The organism is Oricola indica, assembly GCF_965227485.1.
Classification (GTDB): Bacteria; Pseudomonadota; Alphaproteobacteria; order Rhizobiales; family Rhizobiaceae; genus Oricola; species Oricola indica.
Genome location: NZ_OZ245747.1, coordinates 3,391,725 through 3,411,782, shown reverse-complemented (window position 1 = coordinate 3,411,782; position 20,058 = coordinate 3,391,725). Strand labels below are relative to the sequence as shown.

18 protein-coding genes are annotated in these 20,058 nt (G+C 63.4%); 13 read left to right on the top strand and 5 right to left on the bottom strand.

Annotated features, from left to right (window positions below):
• Nucleotides 1–24 precede the first annotated feature (24 nt).
• The 5 genes from ACQK2M_RS17120 (at nucleotide 25) to ppx (ending at nucleotide 6,341) form a co-directional block, all read left to right on the top strand.
• Nucleotides 25–609 (top strand): CDP-alcohol phosphatidyltransferase family protein, encoded by a 585-nt coding sequence (locus ACQK2M_RS17120; protein WP_425418781.1) that lies wholly within the window; start codon nucleotides 25–27, stop codon nucleotides 607–609.
• Nucleotides 606–1,727, top strand: coding sequence for an AI-2E family transporter (locus ACQK2M_RS17115; RefSeq protein ID WP_425418780.1), 1,122 nt, complete (start codon nucleotides 606–608; stop codon nucleotides 1,725–1,727). The genes ACQK2M_RS17120 and ACQK2M_RS17115 overlap by 4 nt, the downstream gene beginning before the upstream one ends.
• Nucleotides 1,728–1,762: 35 nt before the next feature.
• The gene (locus ACQK2M_RS17110; RefSeq protein WP_425418779.1) at nucleotides 1,763–2,461 is read left to right on the top strand and encodes an HdaA/DnaA family protein; all 699 of its coding nucleotides are present in this window, start codon (nucleotides 1,763–1,765) and stop codon (nucleotides 2,459–2,461) included.
• 122 nt (nucleotides 2,462–2,583) lie between these two features.
• Nucleotides 2,584–4,791 carry an RNA degradosome polyphosphate kinase gene (locus ACQK2M_RS17105; RefSeq protein WP_425418778.1) on the top strand — a complete coding sequence of 736 codons (2,208 nt, stop codon included), beginning with the start codon at nucleotides 2,584–2,586 and terminating at the stop codon, nucleotides 4,789–4,791.
• Between the two features lie 29 nt (nucleotides 4,792–4,820).
• A complete protein-coding gene (gene ppx, locus ACQK2M_RS17100; RefSeq protein WP_425418777.1) occupies nucleotides 4,821–6,341 on the top strand; it encodes an exopolyphosphatase in 1,521 nt (506 codons plus the stop codon).
• Between the two features lie 6 nt (nucleotides 6,342–6,347).
• Here the strand turns inward: ppx and rnd are convergent, their stop codons facing one another.
• Nucleotides 6,348–7,502 carry a ribonuclease D gene (gene rnd / locus ACQK2M_RS17095; RefSeq protein ID WP_425418776.1) on the bottom strand — a complete coding sequence of 385 codons (1,155 nt, stop codon included), beginning with the start codon at nucleotides 7,500–7,502 and terminating at the stop codon, nucleotides 6,348–6,350.
• Between the two features lie 160 nt (nucleotides 7,503–7,662).
• On the opposite strand from rnd, the gene aspS reads away from it, so the two are divergent.
• Nucleotides 7,663–9,450 (top strand): aspartate--tRNA ligase, encoded by a 1,788-nt coding sequence (aspS, locus tag ACQK2M_RS17090; RefSeq protein ID WP_425418775.1) that lies wholly within the window; start codon nucleotides 7,663–7,665, stop codon nucleotides 9,448–9,450.
• Between the two features lie 38 nt (nucleotides 9,451–9,488).
• Complete coding sequence (locus ACQK2M_RS17085) at nucleotides 9,489–10,091, top strand: hypothetical protein (protein WP_425418774.1); 603 nt, start codon at nucleotides 9,489–9,491, stop codon at nucleotides 10,089–10,091.
• Between the two features lie 41 nt (nucleotides 10,092–10,132).
• On the opposite strand, the gene ACQK2M_RS17080 is transcribed toward ACQK2M_RS17085, so the two are convergent.
• The gene (locus tag ACQK2M_RS17080) at nucleotides 10,133–11,314 is read right to left on the bottom strand and encodes a hypothetical protein (protein ID WP_425418773.1); all 1,182 of its coding nucleotides are present in this window, start codon (nucleotides 11,312–11,314) and stop codon (nucleotides 10,133–10,135) included.
• A gap of 136 nt (nucleotides 11,315–11,450) precedes the next feature.
• Between ACQK2M_RS17080 and ACQK2M_RS17075 the strand changes: the two genes are divergently transcribed.
• Nucleotides 11,451–12,041, top strand: coding sequence for an MOSC domain-containing protein (locus ACQK2M_RS17075; protein ID WP_425418772.1), 591 nt, complete (start codon nucleotides 11,451–11,453; stop codon nucleotides 12,039–12,041).
• Here the strand turns inward: ACQK2M_RS17075 and ACQK2M_RS17070 are convergent.
• Complete coding sequence (locus tag ACQK2M_RS17070; RefSeq protein WP_425418771.1) at nucleotides 12,032–12,370, bottom strand: DUF2293 domain-containing protein; 339 nt, start codon at nucleotides 12,368–12,370, stop codon at nucleotides 12,032–12,034. The genes ACQK2M_RS17075 and ACQK2M_RS17070 overlap by 10 nt on opposite strands.
• A 77-nt stretch (nucleotides 12,371–12,447) precedes the next feature.
• Between ACQK2M_RS17070 and ACQK2M_RS17065 the strand changes: the two genes are divergently transcribed.
• Both ACQK2M_RS17065 and metF read left to right on the top strand, forming a co-directional pair.
• The gene (locus tag ACQK2M_RS17065) at nucleotides 12,448–13,467 is read left to right on the top strand and encodes an ArsR/SmtB family transcription factor (RefSeq protein ID WP_425418770.1); all 1,020 of its coding nucleotides are present in this window, start codon (nucleotides 12,448–12,450) and stop codon (nucleotides 13,465–13,467) included.
• Nucleotides 13,464–14,384, top strand: coding sequence for a methylenetetrahydrofolate reductase [NAD(P)H] (gene metF / locus ACQK2M_RS17060; protein ID WP_425418769.1), 921 nt, complete (start codon nucleotides 13,464–13,466; stop codon nucleotides 14,382–14,384). The genes ACQK2M_RS17065 and metF overlap by 4 nt, the downstream gene beginning before the upstream one ends.
• Before the next feature lie 404 nt (nucleotides 14,385–14,788).
• On the opposite strand, the gene ACQK2M_RS17055 is transcribed toward metF, so the two are convergent.
• Entirely contained in the window at nucleotides 14,789–16,027 is a 1,239-nt protein-coding gene (locus ACQK2M_RS17055) for an amidase (protein ID WP_425418768.1), read from the bottom strand.
• An 84-nt stretch (nucleotides 16,028–16,111) separates the two neighbouring features.
• Between ACQK2M_RS17055 and ACQK2M_RS17050 the strand changes: the two genes are divergently transcribed.
• From ACQK2M_RS17050 to ACQK2M_RS17040, 3 genes are all read left to right on the top strand, one after another.
• Nucleotides 16,112–17,332: an alanine racemase gene (locus ACQK2M_RS17050; protein ID WP_425418767.1), complete on the top strand. Its 1,221-nt coding sequence runs from the start codon at nucleotides 16,112–16,114 to the stop codon at nucleotides 17,330–17,332.
• A gap of 2 nt (nucleotides 17,333–17,334) precedes the next feature.
• Nucleotides 17,335–18,513 (top strand): MFS transporter, encoded by a 1,179-nt coding sequence (locus tag ACQK2M_RS17045; RefSeq protein ID WP_425418766.1) that lies wholly within the window; start codon nucleotides 17,335–17,337, stop codon nucleotides 18,511–18,513.
• 94 nt (nucleotides 18,514–18,607) lie between these two features.
• A complete protein-coding gene (locus ACQK2M_RS17040) occupies nucleotides 18,608–18,853 on the top strand; it encodes a hypothetical protein (RefSeq protein ID WP_223476857.1) in 246 nt (81 codons plus the stop codon).
• Between the two features lie 6 nt (nucleotides 18,854–18,859).
• Here ACQK2M_RS17040 and ACQK2M_RS17035 read toward each other — a convergent pair whose 3' ends face one another.
• On the bottom strand, nucleotides 18,860–20,041 hold the full coding sequence (locus ACQK2M_RS17035; RefSeq protein WP_425418765.1) for a lytic murein transglycosylase: 1,182 nt from the start codon (nucleotides 20,039–20,041) through the stop codon (nucleotides 18,860–18,862).
• Nucleotides 20,042–20,058: the final 17 nt, after the last annotated feature.

Here is a 20,058-nt window from a genome sequence, read left to right as displayed (position 1 = left end):
GACAGAAAACAAGACGGGATATCGATGACCACGCGATTCTGGACAATACCAAACGCGATCTCTGTCGCGCGCATGGCGATGATACCCTTCATCGTCCAGGCCGTGCTGCAGGGTGCCTGGATGACGGCATTTGTCCTGTTCGCCATTGCCGGCATCTCCGACGGGGTCGACGGGCTCATCGCGCGGTTTTTCCATCAGGATTCGGCGCTAGGAGCCTATATCGATCCGCTGGCGGACAAGGCGTTGACCATCGCGGTCTTCGCGACTCTTGCCATTGTCGGCATCGTCCCGGTCTGGCTGCTGGTGCTCGTGGTCGCGCGCGATATCGCGATTCTGGCGGGTGCGGGCCTCATGGCGGCGCGCGGAAAGGCGGGCGCGATCCGGCCTCTGCCGATTTCCAAGATCAACACGGCTGTTCTGACCGCCATGGCAGCCTGGCTTCTGGCGGCAAACGCCTTTGAGTGGTCGATTCCTGCTGTGAATTATGGTCTGATCGCGCTTGTCGTCATCCTGATCGCGGTCTCGGCGGCGGCTTACAGTCGCCTTTTGATACGCAGTCTCGGCGGTCGGGAGGCGGGATACGCGGAACAGACGGACAGGCTCACGTGACCAAGCATCTTTCCACCGCCAATCTGAAGCGCCAGGCCCTGTTCTGGCTCGGGGCGATCGTTGGTTTTATCCTCTTCGTCTATGTCTTCCGGTCGATCCTGCTGCCCTTCGTGGCCGGCATGGCGCTGGCCTATTTCATGGACCCGGTTGCCGATTTCCTCGAAAGGCGGGGCTTTTCGCGCCTCGCCGCGACGATCGTGATCCTGCTGGGTTTCGTCGTTATGCTGGTAATCGCGCTCGCGGTGATCGTGCCGATCCTGGTGACGCAGGCCAATGGCCTGTTTTCCAATTTGCCGAGCTATATATCGAGTCTGCAGGGGCTGCTTTCGAAAGTCAGCCTCGAAACCGGCTGGCTGGCCAATTATGTCGGCATCAATTCGGAGGACCTCCAGAGCGGCTTCAACGAATTGCTCAAGCAGGGCGCCGGCTTCGTGACGACCGTGTTTCAGGGCATCTGGTCATCCGGCAAGGCGGTCATCGATGTCGCCGGCCTGCTGATCGTGACGCCGGTCGTCGCTTTCTACATGCTGCTCGACTGGGATCGGATGATCGCGAAAGTCGATGGCTGGGTGCCGCGCGATCATATCGATAGCGTTCGCCGCCTCGGTCGCGACATCAACAAGACGATTGCCGGCTTCGTGCGGGGGCAGGGCACTGTCTGCCTGATCCTCGGCCTGTTCTACGCGATCGGACTGACCATCACCGGCCTGAACTTCGGGCTTCTGATTGGCCTGTTCGCCGGGCTGATCAGCTTCATTCCCTATGTCGGGTCGCTCGTCGGCCTCGTTCTGTCCATCGGTGTCGCCCTCGTTCAGTTCTGGCCGGACTGGATCATGGTTGTCGCTGTCGCCGCCGTCTTCTTCGTCGGACAGGCGATCGAGGGCAATATTCTCCAGCCCAAGCTGGTTGGCGACAGCGTCGGCCTGCACCCCGTCTGGCTGATGTTTGCGCTGTTCGCCTTCGGCGCGCTGTTCGGTTTCACGGGGCTGTTGATCGCCGTTCCCGCAGCGGCCGCGATCGGCGTTCTGGTGCGTTTCGCACTGGAGAAATATCTGGACTCGGACCTCTATGTCGGCGATTCGGAGCCCGCCGAGCGGGTGACGCCGGCCGATGAGTAATGCTGGGCCGCGATGAACGGCCAATGCCCGATGCAATGACGGACAAAGACGCCCAACTCCTTTTCGATCTCGGCCTGTCCGGCTCGATGGCGCGCGACGACCTGATCGTCACGCGCGCCAATCGCGCGGCGGTCTTGCTGGTCGAGGGCTGGCCGAACTGGCCCGGTCCGTTCGTTGTCGTCGCCGGTCCGCCCGGTTCGGGCAAGACGCATCTGGCGACGATCTGGCGCGAAATGGCGGGTGCTCATGAGGCCGACCCGGCATGTCTGACGTCGGCCGACCTCGACGCGGCGCAGGACGGCTTGCCGGTTCTGCTCGACGGTATCGAGCCGGAGACATTCGACGAGGACGCGCTGTTTCACCTGATGAACGCCGTGCGCGCCAATGGCGGCAGCCTGTTGATGACGTCGGCGCACTGGCCGGGTGCATGGCGCATCCGGACGCCGGATCTTCGCTCGCGAATTCAGGCTGCCACGACAGTCGAGATCGCCGAACCCGACGACGAACTGCTGACCGGCGTGATGACCAAGCTCTTCGCCGACCGGCAGATTGCGGTCGATCCGTCCGTGATCCGTTTTCTGGCCAGCCGCATCGAGCGATCCCTCGCCAGCGCGAGGCGTATCGTGGACCGGCTGGACAAGGCGTCATTGGCCCGCAAGGCGCGGATCACGCGGTCATTCGCCGCCGCTTTCGTCCGCGAGGACGATGTTAACCAGGGCGAGTTCGGATTCTAGGCGCTTCGGTCGCTTTGTTGTACGCTCCGCATGCTCGACTGTGTCACGGTTCCGTGGCATTTCGGGCGTAAGTGGCGCACCGAACTGCCACAACCGCACGAACCAGGATCCTTGGACGCAATATGACCGACACGCTTCACACGATCGGCACGCAGCTGCAGCCGGAAACGCCGGAGTCTGGCGAGCCGATCGCGACGAGGAATGATGCGTCCCGCTTCGTGAACCGCGAATTTTCCTGGCTGCAGTTCAACTGGCGCGTGCTCGACGAGGCCCGCAACGCCAACCAGCCGCTTCTGGAGCGTCTGCGCTTCCTGTCGATTTCGGCCGACAATCTGGACGAGTTCTTCATGGTGCGCGTCGCCGGTCTTGCCGGTCAGGTGCGTGAAGGCATCGTGGAGCGGTCTTCCGACGGCCTGACGCCGCAGGAACAACTCGAGGCGATTTTCGACGAGGCCGGTCGCTTGCAGACCGAACAGCAGATCGTTCTCGCCGAGCTTCAGGAGGAACTCGAGGCGCAGGGCATCGCCATCGTGCGCAGCGAACAGCTCGAAAAGGACGATCTTATCTGGCTGGAGGAGCACTTCCTGCAGACCATTTTCCCGGTGCTGACGCCGCTCTCGATCGATCCGGCGCACCCGTTCCCCTTCATTCCCAATCTTGGTTTCTCGATCGCGCTGGAACTGGTCAATCGCCAGAACCGGCAGCAGATGAACGCCCTGTTGCGCTTCCCGGTCGCGCTCGACCGCTTTGTATCCATTCCGACCGAGGGCTCGCGCTTTCGCTTCATCAGCCTGGAAGAGATCATCGGGCTGCATATCGCCACGCTCTATCCAGGCTACGAGGTCAAGGGGAAGGGCACCTTCCGCATCATTCGCGACAGCGATATCGAGGTCGAGGAAGAAGCCGAGGACCTCGTGCGCCTGTTCGAGACCGCGCTGAAGCGCCGCCGCCGGGGGCAGGTGATCCGCATCGAGTTCGATCACGAGATGCCGCAAGGCCTTCGCGAATTCGTCGCCCATGAACTTGAGGTCCCGGAAACCCGCGTCAGCGTGCAGCCGGGTTTCCTTGCGCTGAACACGGTGTCGGAGATCGTCGGCGTCGATCGCGACGATCTCAAATTCGCACCGTATTCGGCCCGGTTTCCCGAGCGGATCCGCGATCACAATGGCGATTGCTTCGCGGCGATTCGCGAGAAGGACATCATTGTCCACCATCCCTACGAGTCCTTCGACGTCGTGGTGCAGTTCCTCCGTCAGGCAGCGCAGGACCCGGCGTTGCTCGCGGTCAAGCAGACGCTCTACCGCACCTCAAAGGACAGCCCGATCATCCGCGCGCTCATCGATGCGGCGGAGGCCGGCAAGTCGGTCACCGCGCTGATCGAGCTGAAGGCACGCTTCGACGAGGAAGCGAATATCCGCTGGGCACGCGATCTGGAACGCGCGGGCGTTCAGGTCGTCTACGGCTTCTTCGAAATGAAGACCCACGCCAAGATGTCGCTGGTCGTGCGCCGCGAGGATGGCAAGCTGCGCAACTATGTCCATCTGGGCACCGGCAACTACCACCCGATCACAGCCAAGATTTATACCGACCTGTCCTACTTCACCTGCGATCCGGTCATCGCCCGTGACGTTGCATATGTCTTCAATTTCATCACCGGCTATTCCGATCCGGGCTCTGACCTGAAGCTGGCGGTCTCGCCGCGTTTCATGCGCCAGCGCATTCTCAAGCACATCGCCGACGAGATCGAGCACGCCAAGGCCGGCCGGCCGGCCGAGATCTGGTTCAAGATGAACGCGCTGGTCGATGCAAAAATTATCGACGCGCTTTATGACGCAAGCGCGGCGGGCGTTCAGATCGACATGGTCGTGCGCGGCATTTGCTGCCTGCGCCCGCAGGTGCCGGGTCTTTCGGAGAACATCCGCGTCAAATCGATCGTCGGGCGCTTCCTCGAGCACAGCCGCATCTATTGTTTCGGCAATGGACACGGCCTGCCGTCGGATGACGCGATCGTCTATATCGGCTCCGCCGACCTGATGCCGCGCAATCTGGACCGCCGCGTCGAAACGCTGGTTCCGCTGGAAAATCCAACGGTGCGCGAGCAGGTGCTCGGCCAGATCATGCTCGCCAACCTCCTCGACAACCAGCAGAGCTTCGAACTGCTGCCGGACGGCAATTCGCGCCGCATGATTCCGTCGAAGAACGAGCAATCTTTCGACGCCCAGCAATATTTCATGACCAATCCGAGCCTCTCCGGCCGCGGAAAGTCGTTGAAATCTTCGGCGCCCCGTTTGATCGCGCATAAAAAACGGGCAGAAAAGAACTCGACCTGAGACCCGCGATTCGGTTGTGGACCTGAATTTTGATTGAAACCGAAGACGCCCAGGGACGCCTGCGTAACAGGCATCCGATCGCTGTCATCGACATCGGATCGAATTCGATTCGTCTGGTGATCTACGAGGGGCTCGTGCGCGCGCCCTCCGTCCTCTTCAACGAAAAAGTCCAGTGCGGCCTCGGTCGCGGTATCGCCGAAACCGGCAACATGGACCCGCGCGCGGTCACCGACGCGTTGGCGGCGTTGCGCCGGTTCCGCGCACTTGCCGACCAGGCGCGCGTGGAGCGGCTGATGATCCTCGCGACGGCCGCCGCTCGCGAGGCCGGCAACGGCGCAGCCTTCATCGAGGAGGCCGAAAGCATCCTTCGCCAGGAGATCACCGTGCTGAGCGGCCGCGAGGAGGCTCTCTATTCAGCCTACGGCATCCAGTCCGCTTTTCGTGACATCGACGGCATCATGGGCGATCTCGGCGGCGGCAGCCTCGAAGTGGTCGAAATGCAGGGCAAGCATATCGGCGACGGCATGACGATGCCCATCGGCGTGATCCGCCTCTCCGAACGTGCTGCCGGCGACTACGAAAAAGCCGTGTTGATCGCGCGCGAAGACCTGAAAAAGGCGGCCTTCCTCAAGGACGGAAGCGGCCGCAATTTCTACGCGATCGGCGGCACATGGCGAAACCTCGCCAAGTTGCACATGGCCTCGAAGAAATACCCGCTATACGTGACGCATCATTACGAGATGGATGCGGCGAAGGCGACGGGCTTCCTCAAGAAGGTCGGCCGCAACAATGTCGAGAAGCTGGCGGGCATCGAAGACGTTTCGCGCTCCCGGCGCGCCTTGTTGCCCTATGGCGCCATCGTGCTCGCCGAACTGATCCGCGCCATGAAGCCGGCGAAGGTCATCTTCTCCTCGGCCGGCGTGCGCGAGGGCTATCTTTACAGCCTTCTCGACGAGCATCAGCGCAATCGCGATTCCCTCATCGAGGCGGCGGAGGAGCTGTCGATTCTGCGCTCGCGCTCGCCGCGCCATGCCCGCGAATTGGCGGACTGGACCGGAAAGGCGTTCAAGGCCTTCGGCATCGACGAGACCGAGGACGAGCGTCGCTATCGCGAGGCCGCATGCCGGCTGGCGGACATCTCCTGGCGTGCCCATCCCGACTATCGAGGCGATCAGGCGCTCAACGTGATCGCCCACGGATCCTTCACCCAGATCGACCATCCGGGCCGCGCCTATATCGCGCTCGCCAACTATTTCCGCCATGACGGGTTGAAATCGGGCACGCTGGCGCCGGAAATCCGCTTGATCACCAGTGATCGGATCTGGGAGCGCAGCCGCTATCTCGGCGCGTTCTTCCGCGTCGCCTACCTGTTTACGGCGGCGATGCCCGGGGTCATTGGCGATGTCACGTGGCGCGAGAAACCGGACGGCTCTATGGAACTCGTCCTGCCACGCCGTTTGGCGGAACTGCACGGCGCACGGCCGCTCGGGCGCGTCAACCAACTCGCCAAGACGATCGGCCGGGACATCTCGCTCGTCGTCGACGTCTGACGCCGGTCAGCCGACATCGAGAATGGAAAGCTTGCGTTCCTGGAAGCAGATGGCCAGTTCGCCGCGCACCGTGCGCAACGCCTTGTCGCCGAACACCTCCCGTCGCCAGCCCTTCAACGCCCCGACATCGGCATCCTCGCCATGAATGGCGATCTTCTCCAGATCGTCGGTCGTGGCGATGATCTTCTGGGCGACGCCTTGTTCCTCCGCGGTGAGCTTCAGGACCACGCGCAGGAGATCGACAGCGGCGCTCGTGCCTTCGGGTGACGCTGGCGGACGCGGGATAGGCGGCAGGTCTTGCTTGTCCATCGCTAGCGCGTCCATCACGGCCTCGATCAGCGGTGCGGCGAGGGAAGAGCGCTCTATGCCCTTGTTGAGCGATCGCAACCTGGCCAGCGCCTCGGGCGACTGCGGCTGCTGCTGCGCGATCTCGTAGACGGCGTCGTCCTTGAGGACGCGTCGGCGCGGCTGGTTGCGGTTGCGCGCCTCGGTCTCGCGCCAGGCGGCGACATTCTTGAGAATCTGCAATTCGACGGGCTTGCGCACGCGCAGCTTGAGACGCTGCCAGGCGTCCTCCGGCTGCAGGTCGTAGGTCTCCGGCGCGGTTAGCACGCCCATCTCCTCGGCGACCCAGTGCTCGCGGTTCTCCGTCTTCAGCTGTTCCGAGAGATGCTCGTAGACGTCGCGCAGATGCGTCACGTCGGCCAGCGCGTAGGAAAGCTGACGCTCGCTCAGCGGTCTCTGCCGCCAGTCGGTGAAACGCGACGACTTGTCGATATGCGCGCCGCTGATGCGCTTGACGAGCTGGTCATAGGCGATCGCGTCGCCGAATCCGCAAACCATCGCGGCAACCTGCGTATCGAAGATCGGCTCCGGCACCGCTCCGGCGAGATTGAAGAATATCTCGATATCCTGGCGCGCCGCATGGAACACCTTCAGCACGCTACGGTCGGCCATCAGGGCGAACAGCGGCGCGAGGTCTATCCCCTTGGCGAGCGGGTCGATCAGAACGGCTTCGTCGGCGCTCGCCACCTGGACCAGGCAAAGCACCGGCCAGAACGTGGTTTCGCGGATGAATTCCGTATCGACGGTGATATAGGGGTGATCGGCGAGGCGCGCGCAGGTTGCGGCGAGTTCTTCCGTTGTTTCTATGGTCTTCATGGCCACGGTCTTTAGCTCCGACGCCCTTGTTTGTCGATTGCTTGTTCAGCACTGGGGCTTGCCTTGACAAATCGTGCCGCCCATGCGCTTTTCCGCGCGATTTCCCGCACACCAGGAACTTCGGCGCGCAACCGCGTCGAACTGACAAAGGCAGAATTCAATGCATCGTTATCGTAGCCATACGTGTGGAGCCCTCCGCAAGGCCGACGCCGGGTCGACCGTGCGCATTTCCGGCTGGGTCCATCGCGTGCGCGACCACGGCGGCGTCCTCTTCATCGACCTGCGCGACCACTACGGCGTGACGCAGGTTGTCGCCGATCCGGATTCCTCCTGCTTCTCCACGGCCGAGAAAGTTCGTGGCGAGTGGGTCATCCGCGTCGATGGCGAGGTCAAGCCGCGGACCGACGAGACGGTGAACCCGAACCTTCCGACCGGCGCGATCGAGATCTTCGCCCGCGAGATGGAAATCCTCTCGGAAGCGGCCGAATTGCCGCTGCCCGTGTTCGGCGAGCCGGACTATCCGGAAGACATCCGCCTGAAATATCGCTTTCTCGATCTGCGCCGCGAGACGCTGCACAAGAACCTCGTCACCCGCACGAAGGTGATCTCCTCCATGCGCAACCGCATGAACGAGGCCGGCTTCACCGAGTTCCAGACGCCGATTCTCACCGCGTCCTCTCCGGAAGGCGCGCGCGACTTCCTCGTACCGTCGCGAATCCATCCGGGCGAGTTCTACGCGCTGCCGCAGGCACCGCAGCAATACAAGCAGTTGCTGATGGTCTCCGGTTTCGACCGGTACTTCCAGATAGCGCCCTGCTTCCGTGACGAAGACCCGCGCGCCGATCGCCTGCCGGGCGAATTCTACCAGCTCGACCTCGAAATGAGCTTCGTCGAGCAGGATGACGTGTTCGACGCGATGGAACCGGTCGTGCGCGGCGTCTTCGAGGAATTCGCCGAGGGCAAGCCGGTTACCGGCGAGTTCCCGCGCATTCCCTATGACGAAGCGATCCTGAAATACGGCACCGACAAACCGGACCTGCGCAACCCGATCGTCATGGAAGACGTCTCGGAGCATTTCCGCGGCTCCGGCTTCAAGGTCTTCGCCAACATCCTCGCCAACGACCCGCGCGGCGCGGTCTGGGCCGTTCCCGCGCCTACGGGCGGTTCGCGCGCATTCTGCGACCGGATGAACTCCTGGGCGCAGGGGCAGGGCCAGCCGGGCCTCGGCTACATCTTCTGGCGTGAAGAGAACGGCAAGGTCGAGGGCGCGGGTCCGATCGCCAAGAATATCGGCGAGGAACGCACCGAGGCGATCCGCCTGCAGCTTGGCCTGAAGCCGGGCGACGCCTGCTTCTTCGCCGCTGGCGATCCGAAGAAATTCGCCGGTTTTGCCGGCGATGCGCGCACCCGCGCCGGTGAGGAACTCGATCTCATCGACCGCGACCGCTTCGAACTCGCCTGGATCGTCGACTTCCCGTTCTACGAGTGGGACGAAGAGGAAAAGAAGGTCGATTTCGGCCACAACCCCTTCACCATGCCGCGCGGCGGCCTCGGCGCTCTGGAAAACGAAGACCCGCTCAACATCAAGGCGTGGCAGTACGACCTCGTCTGCAACGGCTTCGAGATCGCGTCCGGCGGCATCCGAAATCACCTGCCGGAGGTGATGGTCAAGGCGTTCGGCATCGTCGGGCTCGACGCCCAGACGGTCGAGGAGCGCTTCGGCGGCCTGTTCCGCGCCTTCCATTACGGCGCGCCGCCGCATGGCGGCATGGCGGCCGGCGTGGACCGCATCGTCATGCTGCTGGTCGGCGCGAAGAACCTGCGCGAGGTCACGCTGTTCCCGATGAACCAGCAGGCCGAAGACCTCCTGATGGGCGCGCCCGCGCCGGCGTCGCCGGCACAGATGCGCGAACTGCATCTGCGCGCGGTTCCGCCCGTCAAGGATTGAGCGGCAGGCTCCTAAGCGAAAGAGGAGGCGGCTGAGCGATGACGATCCGCCTCCTTGTCACCGGCTTCACGCCCTTTCCGGGCGCGCCGGAAAATCCGACCGAGCATCTGATCCGCGCTTTCGAGGCCGAGCCGCCACTGGCGGGTCGGCCGGTCGAGTGCCGTTTCGCGGTTCTGCCTGTCGATTACGGCCTTGCGATTCCCGCACTAGAGGAAGCCGGCAACGGCTTCCGTCCTGACATTGCGATCCATTTCGGCCTCGCGAGGCAAACCGAAGGTTTCCGGCTGGAGCGCCTGGCGCGCAACGGGATTGCATCGCCGCAGCCGGACAACGCCGGCACGCGGCCCGATCCTTCGCCGATATTGCCCGGAGCCAACCATGTCGAAACGACACTGCCGCTCGTACGCATCGCGCAGGCGCTCGTGGGGCAGGGGCACGTCGTCTCCTGGTCGGACGATGCCGGCGGCTATCTCTGCAACTATGTCTTCTATCATTCAGCCGCCGGACTGTGCCGGGCGGTGGATGCGCGCATGAGCGGCTTCATCCATGTCGGCGAAGTGCCGCCGGAGAACTTCAGGGTTTTTCGCCAGGGTGCTGAATTGATTCTGGAAACCTGTGTCGAGGAACTGACGAACGGCTGAGCCCGGCGGAAGCGCCCGCCGGGCTTTGATTGCCGTTGGCTCTATTCGTTCGCCGAGACCGTGACGCCGAGAACGTCGATCACAGACTGCGGCGCCGTCATTGCAGCGGCCATGATCTGCGCCACGGGAACCGGGTTTGCCGGGCTCGCGGCGATCTTCAGCGTGCCGGGATTGTCGAGAAAGGCGCCGACGGCGGCTGAAACCTTGGCGGCGAATTCCGGATTCTTCAGCTGTGCCAGCGCGAAGGGCAGGGTGCCCTTGGCCTGTGCTATGATGTTCGCACGGTTCGTGCCCTGCTGCTTGGCCACGAAATCGAGTGCGCGTCCGGTCACGGAATCATCGACCAGTTCGATCGAAATATTTCCGATCTGCAACTGCTGCATCAGGCCGAGCATCGCGAGTCCGACGGCTTCGTCGCTCTGGTCCTTCATCTGTGCGTTCATCTCTTGCAGGGCTGCGACGAGTTCCGGCGTGTAGCCGCCGACCGCGACGTCCATGTTCAGCGTTGCGGCTTCGTCGATCACGATGGACTGGACCATCGAGGCCTCGCCGGTGGAGGTGTTCCACATTCCTTCCCCGGTGACCCGGCCCGTCAGTGTGCCGTAACCGAGTTCTGTCATCGCCGCGCGGGTCTTCGGATCGTCGATCTGGTTGAAGTCGACCGTGAAATCTTTCACGTCGACGTCGTATTCCATCGTGCCGCCCGGCTTGTATTCGCTCATGGTGGCGGTCATGCCGTCCAGCGTGAAGATCGGCGCACTGCCCTTGGCGACCGCGATCCCGCCGATCGTGACGCCCCTGTAAACCCCGGCCTTGGCGATCGGGTCGGTTTCTTCGGGCCCGGCCACGTAGTAGCCCTCGACCGTAGCGCCCTCGAAGGCGAGCGTGTAGCCGTCGTTCTCGCTGGTGAAGGCGGGCGCGGCGATCCGGCCGATCACATAGGCGCCGTTATCGGCTTCCGCGACATCCTCGAGCAGGATCATGTCGATCTTGAAGGCCTGTTCGCCGCTCGGCGCATTGACCGAGACCCCGGAGAGCACGATGTCATCTCCGCCGCGCAGTTCGACCGATTCCGCGGCAAGTTGCGCGCCCTGCAGGGCCATCTGCCGCTTCAGGCCGTCGAACACCGCATCGGCGTTGACATCGGCGAGAGCCTGCGGTGCGAGCGCGAACAATACGGTCGACGCGACCGACAACGAGGCGAGAGTGCGATAAACGGTCATGAAAATCCTCTTTCAAAATAACAAGCGGAGCTTTTCTACGCTGTCGTTGGGGGCCTTAGTGTGACAAACAGCACATTGAGCGAAATATGGGACGCCGCCGCAATCACGGCCAGCCCGTAAACAGGAATCGGTTGTCATGAATCTTCCCGAGATTGTTCCCTCCCGCAAGCTTTCGGCGGTCGTGGAAGGTCTTTTTGTCGCGAACGGAGACGATTTCGTCACCGCGCCGGTCGGCGAACTGGAACTCGCCTATGAGGGCATTCCGGGCGATTTTCATGCGGGCCTGACCCGAAAGTCCGGCAGCCGCGAACCCTGGTACCCGCGCGGCACCGAGATGCGCAACGAGCGGCAATTGACGCTCCTGTCGCGCGATGAACTGGCCGAGGCCGCCGCCGAGATGGAGATCGAGGCGATCGAACCGGAATGGATCGGCGGCAATATCACGTTGTCGGGCATCCCGATGCTTTCCATGCTGCCGGCGGCGACGCTGCTGTTCTTCGAGGGCGGCGTGACGCTCAAGGTCGATTTCCAGAACGGCCCCTGCAAGATCGCTGGCGCCTCGATCGCCCGCAACATCGGCCGGCCGGACGATGTCGGGCTCGCGCTCTCCTTCGTCCCGGCGGCCAAGCGCCGCCGTGGCTTGCTGGCCTGGGTTGAGAAACCCGGAACGATCGCCGTCGGAGAGAAGGTCCAGGCCCGTTTGCCCGAGCAGTGGATCTATTCCTGATCCTCGACTGGGTCGGGTAGACCCGCCTCCGTTTCGCTACCATCCAGTAACCGCGTTGCCTGCCAGCCGGTGAGAACCTCGTTGATGTCGTCGAGCACGAAATGGCGCGCCGCGTCGCGGTCGTAGCCGTCATCCATCAGTTCGTCATAGTCGGTGTGGAGGTGGCGGATATGCGCGACCAGCGACAGCCAGACAGCGACCGGAACGGGCAGGGACCGCAGATGGCGCTGTTTGGACAGTTTCTTGACATCCTCGGCCTCGTTGAACGGGATCATCGGCACGAGCCGCCTGAGCGCCTTGGTTATTTCCGCCTGCCTTTTCGTTGTCATCGCATTATCGCCCGTGAGGACCTTGCAACTGGTCGAAAAATGACATAAACATATCTTTATATCTTTACGGAGAACGCATGAGCACGTCTGGTTTCCATCTCGATACGATCGTCGATGTCCTCAAGACAATAGCCGAGCCAACGCGGCTGCGTATCCTGAAATTGCTGTCGGAAGCCGACCTGACCGTCTCCGAGCTGACGAAGATTCTCGGCCAGTCGCAGCCACGCGTTTCGCGCCATCTCAAGCTGATGCTCGACGCGCGCCTCATCAGCCGGCAGCAGGAGGGGTCCTGGGCGCTGTTCAGGCTGAGCCGCGATGCGGCCGCCGATGTTCTGGTGCAGGAACTCCTCACTCGCATCGACGACGCCGACGTGACCATTCGCCGGGACACCGAACGGCTGGAGGAGGTCAAGGTCAGCCGTCGCGAAAAGGCATCCAGCTACTTCTCCAAGAACGCCGCGAGCTGGGACGAAATCCGCTCCCATCACGTCGCCGACAAGCAGGTTGAAGAAGCCCTGGTTTCCCTGATCGGCGACAAGCCGGTCCGCTACATGCTCGATCTCGGCACCGGGACGGGGCGTCTGCTCGAACTGTTCTCCGATCTCTATCAATACGGCATCGGCATCGATTCAAACCGCGACATGCTCAATGTCGCCCGCGCCAATCTCGACGCGGCCGGCGTGCGCAACGCCGAGGTTCGCCTCGGTGACGTCTACAACCTGCCAGTGGCGCACAACGGCTTCGACCTCGTCACCATTCATCAGGTCCTGCACTATCTCGACGATCCGGTCGCGGCGATACGCCAGGCGGCGAGGGCGCTGCGCCCCGGTGGCCGGCTGGTCATTGTCGATTTTGCCCCGCACGGACTGGATTTCCTGCGCGACGATCACGCCCACCAGCGCCTCGGCTTCTCGGATACGGATATCGAGACCTGGTTCGGACAGGCCGAACTGGAAATCGGGCCGTCGAAATCCTTGGCTGCCGGCAAGGTCGACCCCGAGAAACTGACCGTGAAGATCTGGGTCGCCCGCGACCCGCGCACGGAAATCGCCGACGAAAACGAGTCAACCCAATCGCCCCTGGAGTTTGTGGCATGAGGAATTCAGTCAAACGCGTTGCCGACGGTCACGGGACCGCTCCGGACATCAGAGTTTCCTTCGAGTTCTTTCCGCCGAAGAACGCGAAAATGGAAGAGACGCTCGCCGACACGATCAACCGTCTGAGCCCGCTCGATCCGGATTTCGTATCCGTCACCTACGGGGCAGGCGGGTCGACGCGCGACACCAGCCGCAAGACGCTCGAAGCCGTCTTAGCGACCGGCAGCACGCCCGCCGCGGCACACATTACCTGCGTCGACGCCACGCGTGACGAGGTCGATGCGGTGGTGCGCGACTTCGCTTCGCTGGGCATTCGCCGCTTCGTGGCGCTGCGGGGCGATCCGGCCGGCGGTGTCGGCACGCAATACCGGCCGCATCCGGAGGGTTACCAGAACGCCGCGCATCTCGTCGCCGGCATCAAGGCCTTCGGCGATTTCGACATTTCTGTCGCCGCCTATCCGGAACGCCATCCCGAAAGCCCGGATTTCGCCACCGATCTGGACATGCTGAAGCGCAAGGTCGACAATGGCGCGACGCGCGCGATCACGCAGTTCTTCTTCGATAACGACACCTATGAGCGATATGTCGAGCGGGTGCGTCGTGCCGGTATCTACGTGCCGATCGTACCCGGCATCGCGCCCATTCACAGCTTTGCCGCCGTGCGCAACTTCGCGTCCAAATGCGGGACGACCGTACCCGCATGGCTTGCAGACCGCTTCGACGGGCTCGAAAACGACCCGCACACCCATGCGCTCGTCGCCTCCGCGGTCGCGGCCGAACAGGTGTTCGACCTGGTCGATCGGGGCGTCAAGGATTTCCACTTCTACACGATGAACCGGCCGGACCTGGTTTTCGCCGTGTGCCGGTTGCTCGGCATTCGCGGCCACACCGACGCGCGCGAACTGCACGCCGCCTGATTACAGGCGGCCTGAGAGCCTTGTGTCAGCCCGGACTCGCTCCTTGGGGCGGGTCCGGGCTTTCTGGTTTTCAGGGGACGGCTCTACTGCCGTGACAGAGCCCGCTCAGGGCAGGACTCCGAAGACAAGGGCGCCAAGAAATACGAACGCTGCGCAGACCATCATGAAGTTGATCGAACGTGTCAGTCCCATAGCAAGCCTCCTTGCTTAACAGCTCTGAATCTAGGGACATCATACGAAGGTACAAGCGGAAACGATGCTGCGCTGCGAAATCCGTTGACTCATTTTACGAGCCATCGCCGCCAACTCCGCGCTGGAATTGCACTTTTGATCGCCAGTGAATAATCGAAAAAAATTCATCCACAGACGTGTGGACAGCCCCGAATCGGGGATTGTGTCCGAAATCAGGCAGCGATTGCGCGCTCGACCCAGTGCGCGGCGCCAAGCAACAGCCTGTCGCGCCCGAACCGTCCCACCGCCTGGACGCCGAGCGGCATGCCTGCCGCATCCGCAAGACCCGGAATGTTGACGCTGGGATTGCCGTTCAGTGTCCACACCTTGTTGAACAGCGCCGAGCCCGTCTGGCCCAGATCGCGCGGCGCGGCGCCGGGCGCTGAGGGAAGCAGCAGGATGTCGATATCGTCGAACAGGGCCGTTGCCGCCTTGCGCGAGTGCCGCGCCTCTCGCCGGGCTTCGTCATAGATTTCCGGCGTGAAGTCGCGGCCTTCCAGCAGCGCTTCCCGCAAGATCGGACTCAAGGCGTCTTCATGGAATGCCAGTTCGTGGGTCATCGATGTCGCGCCCTCGAACCCCTGGACGATGGCATGGACGTCGCGTCCGCGCCGGATTTCGTCCGGTTCATCGATCTCGGTCACCCGCGCGCCTGCCTTCGCGGCGGCTTCGGCCGCCTGTTCCACGGCTGAACGCATGTCGGGCGAAGCGTCTTCGTCGATGGAACTGCGATAAAGCCCGATTCGCGGCGCTTCGCTGATATCGGCGGCTGCCAGGTCGCGGCCCGACAGCAGCGCGGCGAAGGTCGCCACATCCTTCACGCTTGCCGCGAAGAACCCGGTCGTGTCCATCGTCCACGAAAACGTCTTCATCCCGACGGTCGGAAACAGCCTGAAACTCGGCTTGTAGCCGGCGACGCCGCAAAACGAGGCGGGCCGGACCACCGATCCACCGGTCTGCGTACCGATGGCCGCCGGTATCATGCCCGCCGCGACCGCCGCCGCCGAACCGGAGGACGATCCGCCCGGCGTGTGCGCGGGATCGTGCGGATTGAGCGTGCGTGCCGGATTGAGAAACGCAAATTCCGTCGTCACGGTCTTCCCGGCCACATACGCGCCGCGCGCCCGCGCCATGGCGACGATCGCCGCGTCCGCGCGCGGCCGGAAACCGTCATAGATCGGTGAGCCATAGCCGGTTGGCATATCGTGACTGTCGAAAATGTCCTTCACGCCGACGGCGATGCCGGCAAGCGGTCCATCTTTGCCGGCAGACACATCCTCCGCCGGCAGGGCCTCGAATGCACCGATCTCGCCATCCTTTTCCGCGATCAGCGCCCGGCTGCGCGCGATCGCATCCTCCGCCGTGTCGCGGCCTGCGGCGATGTCGTCGAGAATTTTCGTGACCGACAGCATGCTGCGCTCCCCCTTTGCGCATGAAACCGAACTCTGCTCTAACCACATCTCACCGCCCGGCGAAAGAAACGGAGAGTTCTTTTCATGCAACGGTTTTCGACGGCGCGTGACGCGGCCCTCAAGCTCAGGCCCGACGTGCCGGTCTATTGTTTTCGCCCGCATGTGTTGCGGGAGGATGCCCGCGCCTTCAAGGCGTCATTCCTTGGCACGACGGCCTATGCCGTCAAGACCAACGGCGAACCGTTGGTGATCCGCACGCTGGTGGAGGCCGGCATCGATGTCTTCGACGTCGCGTCTCCGGCCGAATTCGCGGCGGTCCGCGACATCGCGCCTGACGCCGAGCTTCTCTACATGCATCCGGTCAAGGCGCAGTCGGATATCCGACTGGCCCTGGAGCACTACGGTATCCGCGTTCTCGTGGTCGATCACGAGGACGAGGTCGCGAAGATCCTCCGGATCGCCCGCGCGCTCGATATCGATCATACGACCATGACCGTCTTCGTGCGCCTCGCAACGAAGGGCCACGCCGCCTACGAACTGTCGAAAAAATTCGGCGCGGCCCCGGGCCATGCCGTCGAACTGCTGCAGCGCCTGCATGGCATCGGTTTCCGGACCGGCCTGTGCTTCCATGTCGGAAGCCAGGTGGAGGATCCGAAAACCTATGAGCGCGCGCTGTCATCCGCCGATTGGGTGCGCAACAGGGCGGGCGTTCCGCTTGCGGGTCTCGATGTCGGCGGTGGCTTTCCCGCCGCCTATCGCCACGATCCGAAGAGCAGGGCGCCCGCGCCACCGCCGCTGGAAACGCTGATGGAGGATTTGCGCGCGTCCATCACCGAGTGGGAGTTCGACGACATGCCCCTCGTAGCGGAGCCGGGACGCGTGATCGTCGCGCGCGCCTTCTCGCTGATCGTGCGCGTCCTGCTGCGAAAGGGCAGGCGGCTCTACATCAATGACGGCATCTGGGCGTCGCTGTCCGATTCATGGACGGGCAAGATCACCTTGCCGGCGCGCTTCATCCCCGATCCGAACATCCGCCGCCGCAACGGTGATGCGTCGAAAATCGTCCCGTTCAAGGTCTGCGGCGCGACCTGCGATTCGGTCGATATCCTGACGCGCCCGTTCTACCTGCCGGAAACGGTGGACACGGGCGACTGGATCGAAATCGGCCATATCGGCGCATATTCCATGGCGCTTCGAACCCGCTTCAACGGATTCTATCCCGACACTTTCGTCGAAATCGACGAGCCCTTCGATGCGGGCGATGCGCCGGAAAGCTACGCCAGCCTCGAAACGATGGCGGACTGAACGTGACCGCCGGGAAGGGGCAGTCGCTTGTCCTGCTCCTGATCGCTGTCTTCGGCGCGATGTCGCTCTGGTTCGTCTCGGCGGCGATCCTGCCCGGCATGATGGCCGAAACACCCATTTCGCCGTTCAACCAAGCCGTCTTGTCGAGCGCAGTGCAACTCGGCTTCGTCGTCGGCGCGCTTGCATCCGCCATTCTGGGCCTTGCCGACCGCTATGATCCTCGCCGCGTCCTTGGTGTCGCGGCGGTTCTTGCCGGTCTCGCCAATCTGGCGCTGCTCATCTCGACACCGGGCAGCCCGCCCGCCATTGCCGCGCGCGGCCTGACCGGCGCGCTTCTCGCCGGCGTTTATCCGGTCGGCATGCAGATCGCCGTCGGCTGGGGCGAGCGCGACCGGGGGTTCATCGTCGGCTCGTTTGTCGGAGCGCTGATCCTCGGGTCCGCCGCGCCGCACCTGTTCGCGCTGGCCGGCGGAACCGACTGGCGGCCGACGGTCGTGATCGCCTCGCTTGCCGCCATCCTCGGCGGTCTGCTGGCCCAACTGGTCGGCCTTGGCCCGCATCATGCCCAGGCGACCCGTTTCGATCCACGCGCGGTCGTCACCGCCTGGACCAACCGCCGGGTGCGTCTCGCCTATGCCGGATATTTCGGTCATATGTGGGAGCTCTACGCGATGTGGGCCTGGGTGGCCGTGATAGCCGCTCTCTCCTATGGCCGGCACATGCCGGAAGATCGCGCTGTCGCGTTCGCGGCCGTCACGGCCTTCATATCCATCGCTGCCGGCGCGGTGACGAGCATGATCGCCGGCCGGCGCGCCGACCGTATCGGCAAGGCCAGTGTCGCGCTGGCCGCAATGGCCGTCAGCGGCATCTGTGCACTTCTGGCCGCGCTGACATTCGGCGGCCCGGTCTGGCTCACGTTCATCGTCATCGTGATGTGGGGCGCATCGATCAGTCCCGATTCCGCCCAGTTTTCCGCGCTTGTCGCCGACAACGCACCGCCGCACCAGGCTGGCAGCCTGATGACGCTGCAAACTGCGCTCGGTTTCGCCCTGACCTTCGTCACCGTGCAGGCGACGCCGGTGCTCGCGGAGATTTGGGGCTGGCCCGCCCTGATGGCGCTGATGGCGCTCGGACCGGTTTTCGGCATCTACGCGATGGCCCGCCTGCGCGCGCTCGCCTGACGATCGGCGGGGATATCCCGGTCGCTTCAACTTGTCCCATTGAACGCCGTCTGGATGCGCTTAGACTCCATGCCAGCAACACGGGAATGCTCCCATGCCGAAACTCGTTCGGTTCGTCCTGATCAATAGCATTATCGGCATCGTAATCGGCTGGCTGATTGCCGCCGCGATGGTGCATTTCAATGTCGGCCATCTGGGCGAACTGATCGGCCACACCGATCACAAGATCGCGGCCATCGCACTGCTTGGCCTCACCTTCGGCATCACGTTCGGCTTCGCCTATCTGGCGACCGCCGTCATGCTGATCCCGACCAGCAAGGACGATTTCGACAAGCTTTGACGCCGATCAGAGCGCGTTGAGCAGTTTTACCGTCGGCCAGGCGTCGGCGGGCATGCCGAGACGGCGCTGTTCCTCGCGCACCGCATCGCGCGTTCCGGCGCCCAGAATGCCGTCGATCTCGCCGACATCGAAGCCGTCCGCGGTGAGCCCGCGCTGCAATGCCTTCATCTGCGTCTGGTTCAGGCCCGGCTCCGGATTGCCCTCATCGAAGATCGGCGCGCCGCCGAGCCGCGTCGCGAAATACGCGGCGGTCAGGACATAGGTCAGCGACTGGTTCCACTCCAGGAACACCTTGAAGTTCGGATAGGCGATGAAAGCCGGCCCCTTGCGCCCCATCGGAATGAGAAGATGCGACTCGGCGCTGTCGGGAAGCGATCCGCTGCGAGGCGTCACGCCGCGCGCTTTCCATTCGGAGACGGGCAGCGACTCGTGCAGTCCTGTGTCGTACCACTCCATTTCGGCGGGCACCTTCACTTCGATCAGCCACGGTTCGTTCGCGCGCCAACCCAGCGATTGCAGGAAATTCGCCGCCGTCATGATCGCGTCCGGCGAGGATGTCTTGAGCTTGATCTGGCCGTCGCCGTCGCCGTCGCGACCCTTGGTCAGGTAGTCGTCCGGCAACACCTGGACCTGGCCGATTTCGCCGGCCCACGCGCCTGTGATGTCGCGCGGCACGACGCCGAGATCGATCAGCCGGGCAAGCGAGATCAATTGCGGCCGGAACAGTTCCGGCCGGCGGCAGTCATGCGCCAGTGTGGCGATAGAGTTCAGCGTGTTGAAATCGCCCTGATAGCCGCCGAAATCCGTTTCGAGACCCCAGAATGCCGTGATCACTTCCGGCGCGACGCCGTATTCCGAGCGCGCTTTCTGGAATGTCGAGGCATATTGTTTCAGCTTCGAGCGGCCGACATCCATCCGGTTCTGTGAGATCAGCCGGCGTGCGAAGGTTGCGAAATCCAGCGTGAAGACGCCCTGCGCCCGGTCTCTCTTGAGAACCTCCGGGTCGATCCGTGCCGAGGAGAGGGCGTTTAGACCGGCGTTGCCGACCCCTGCGGCCCGCGCTTCCGCGACCATCGCGTCGCGCCATGCGCTGAAATCGCCGCCACAGGGTGCGTTTTGCGCGAACGCGGCCGCCGGTACTGCCGAAAGCGCAAGCCCGGCCAGAAGAATGCGTGCATGGTTTCTCATGGTCGGAAGGCTCCTCG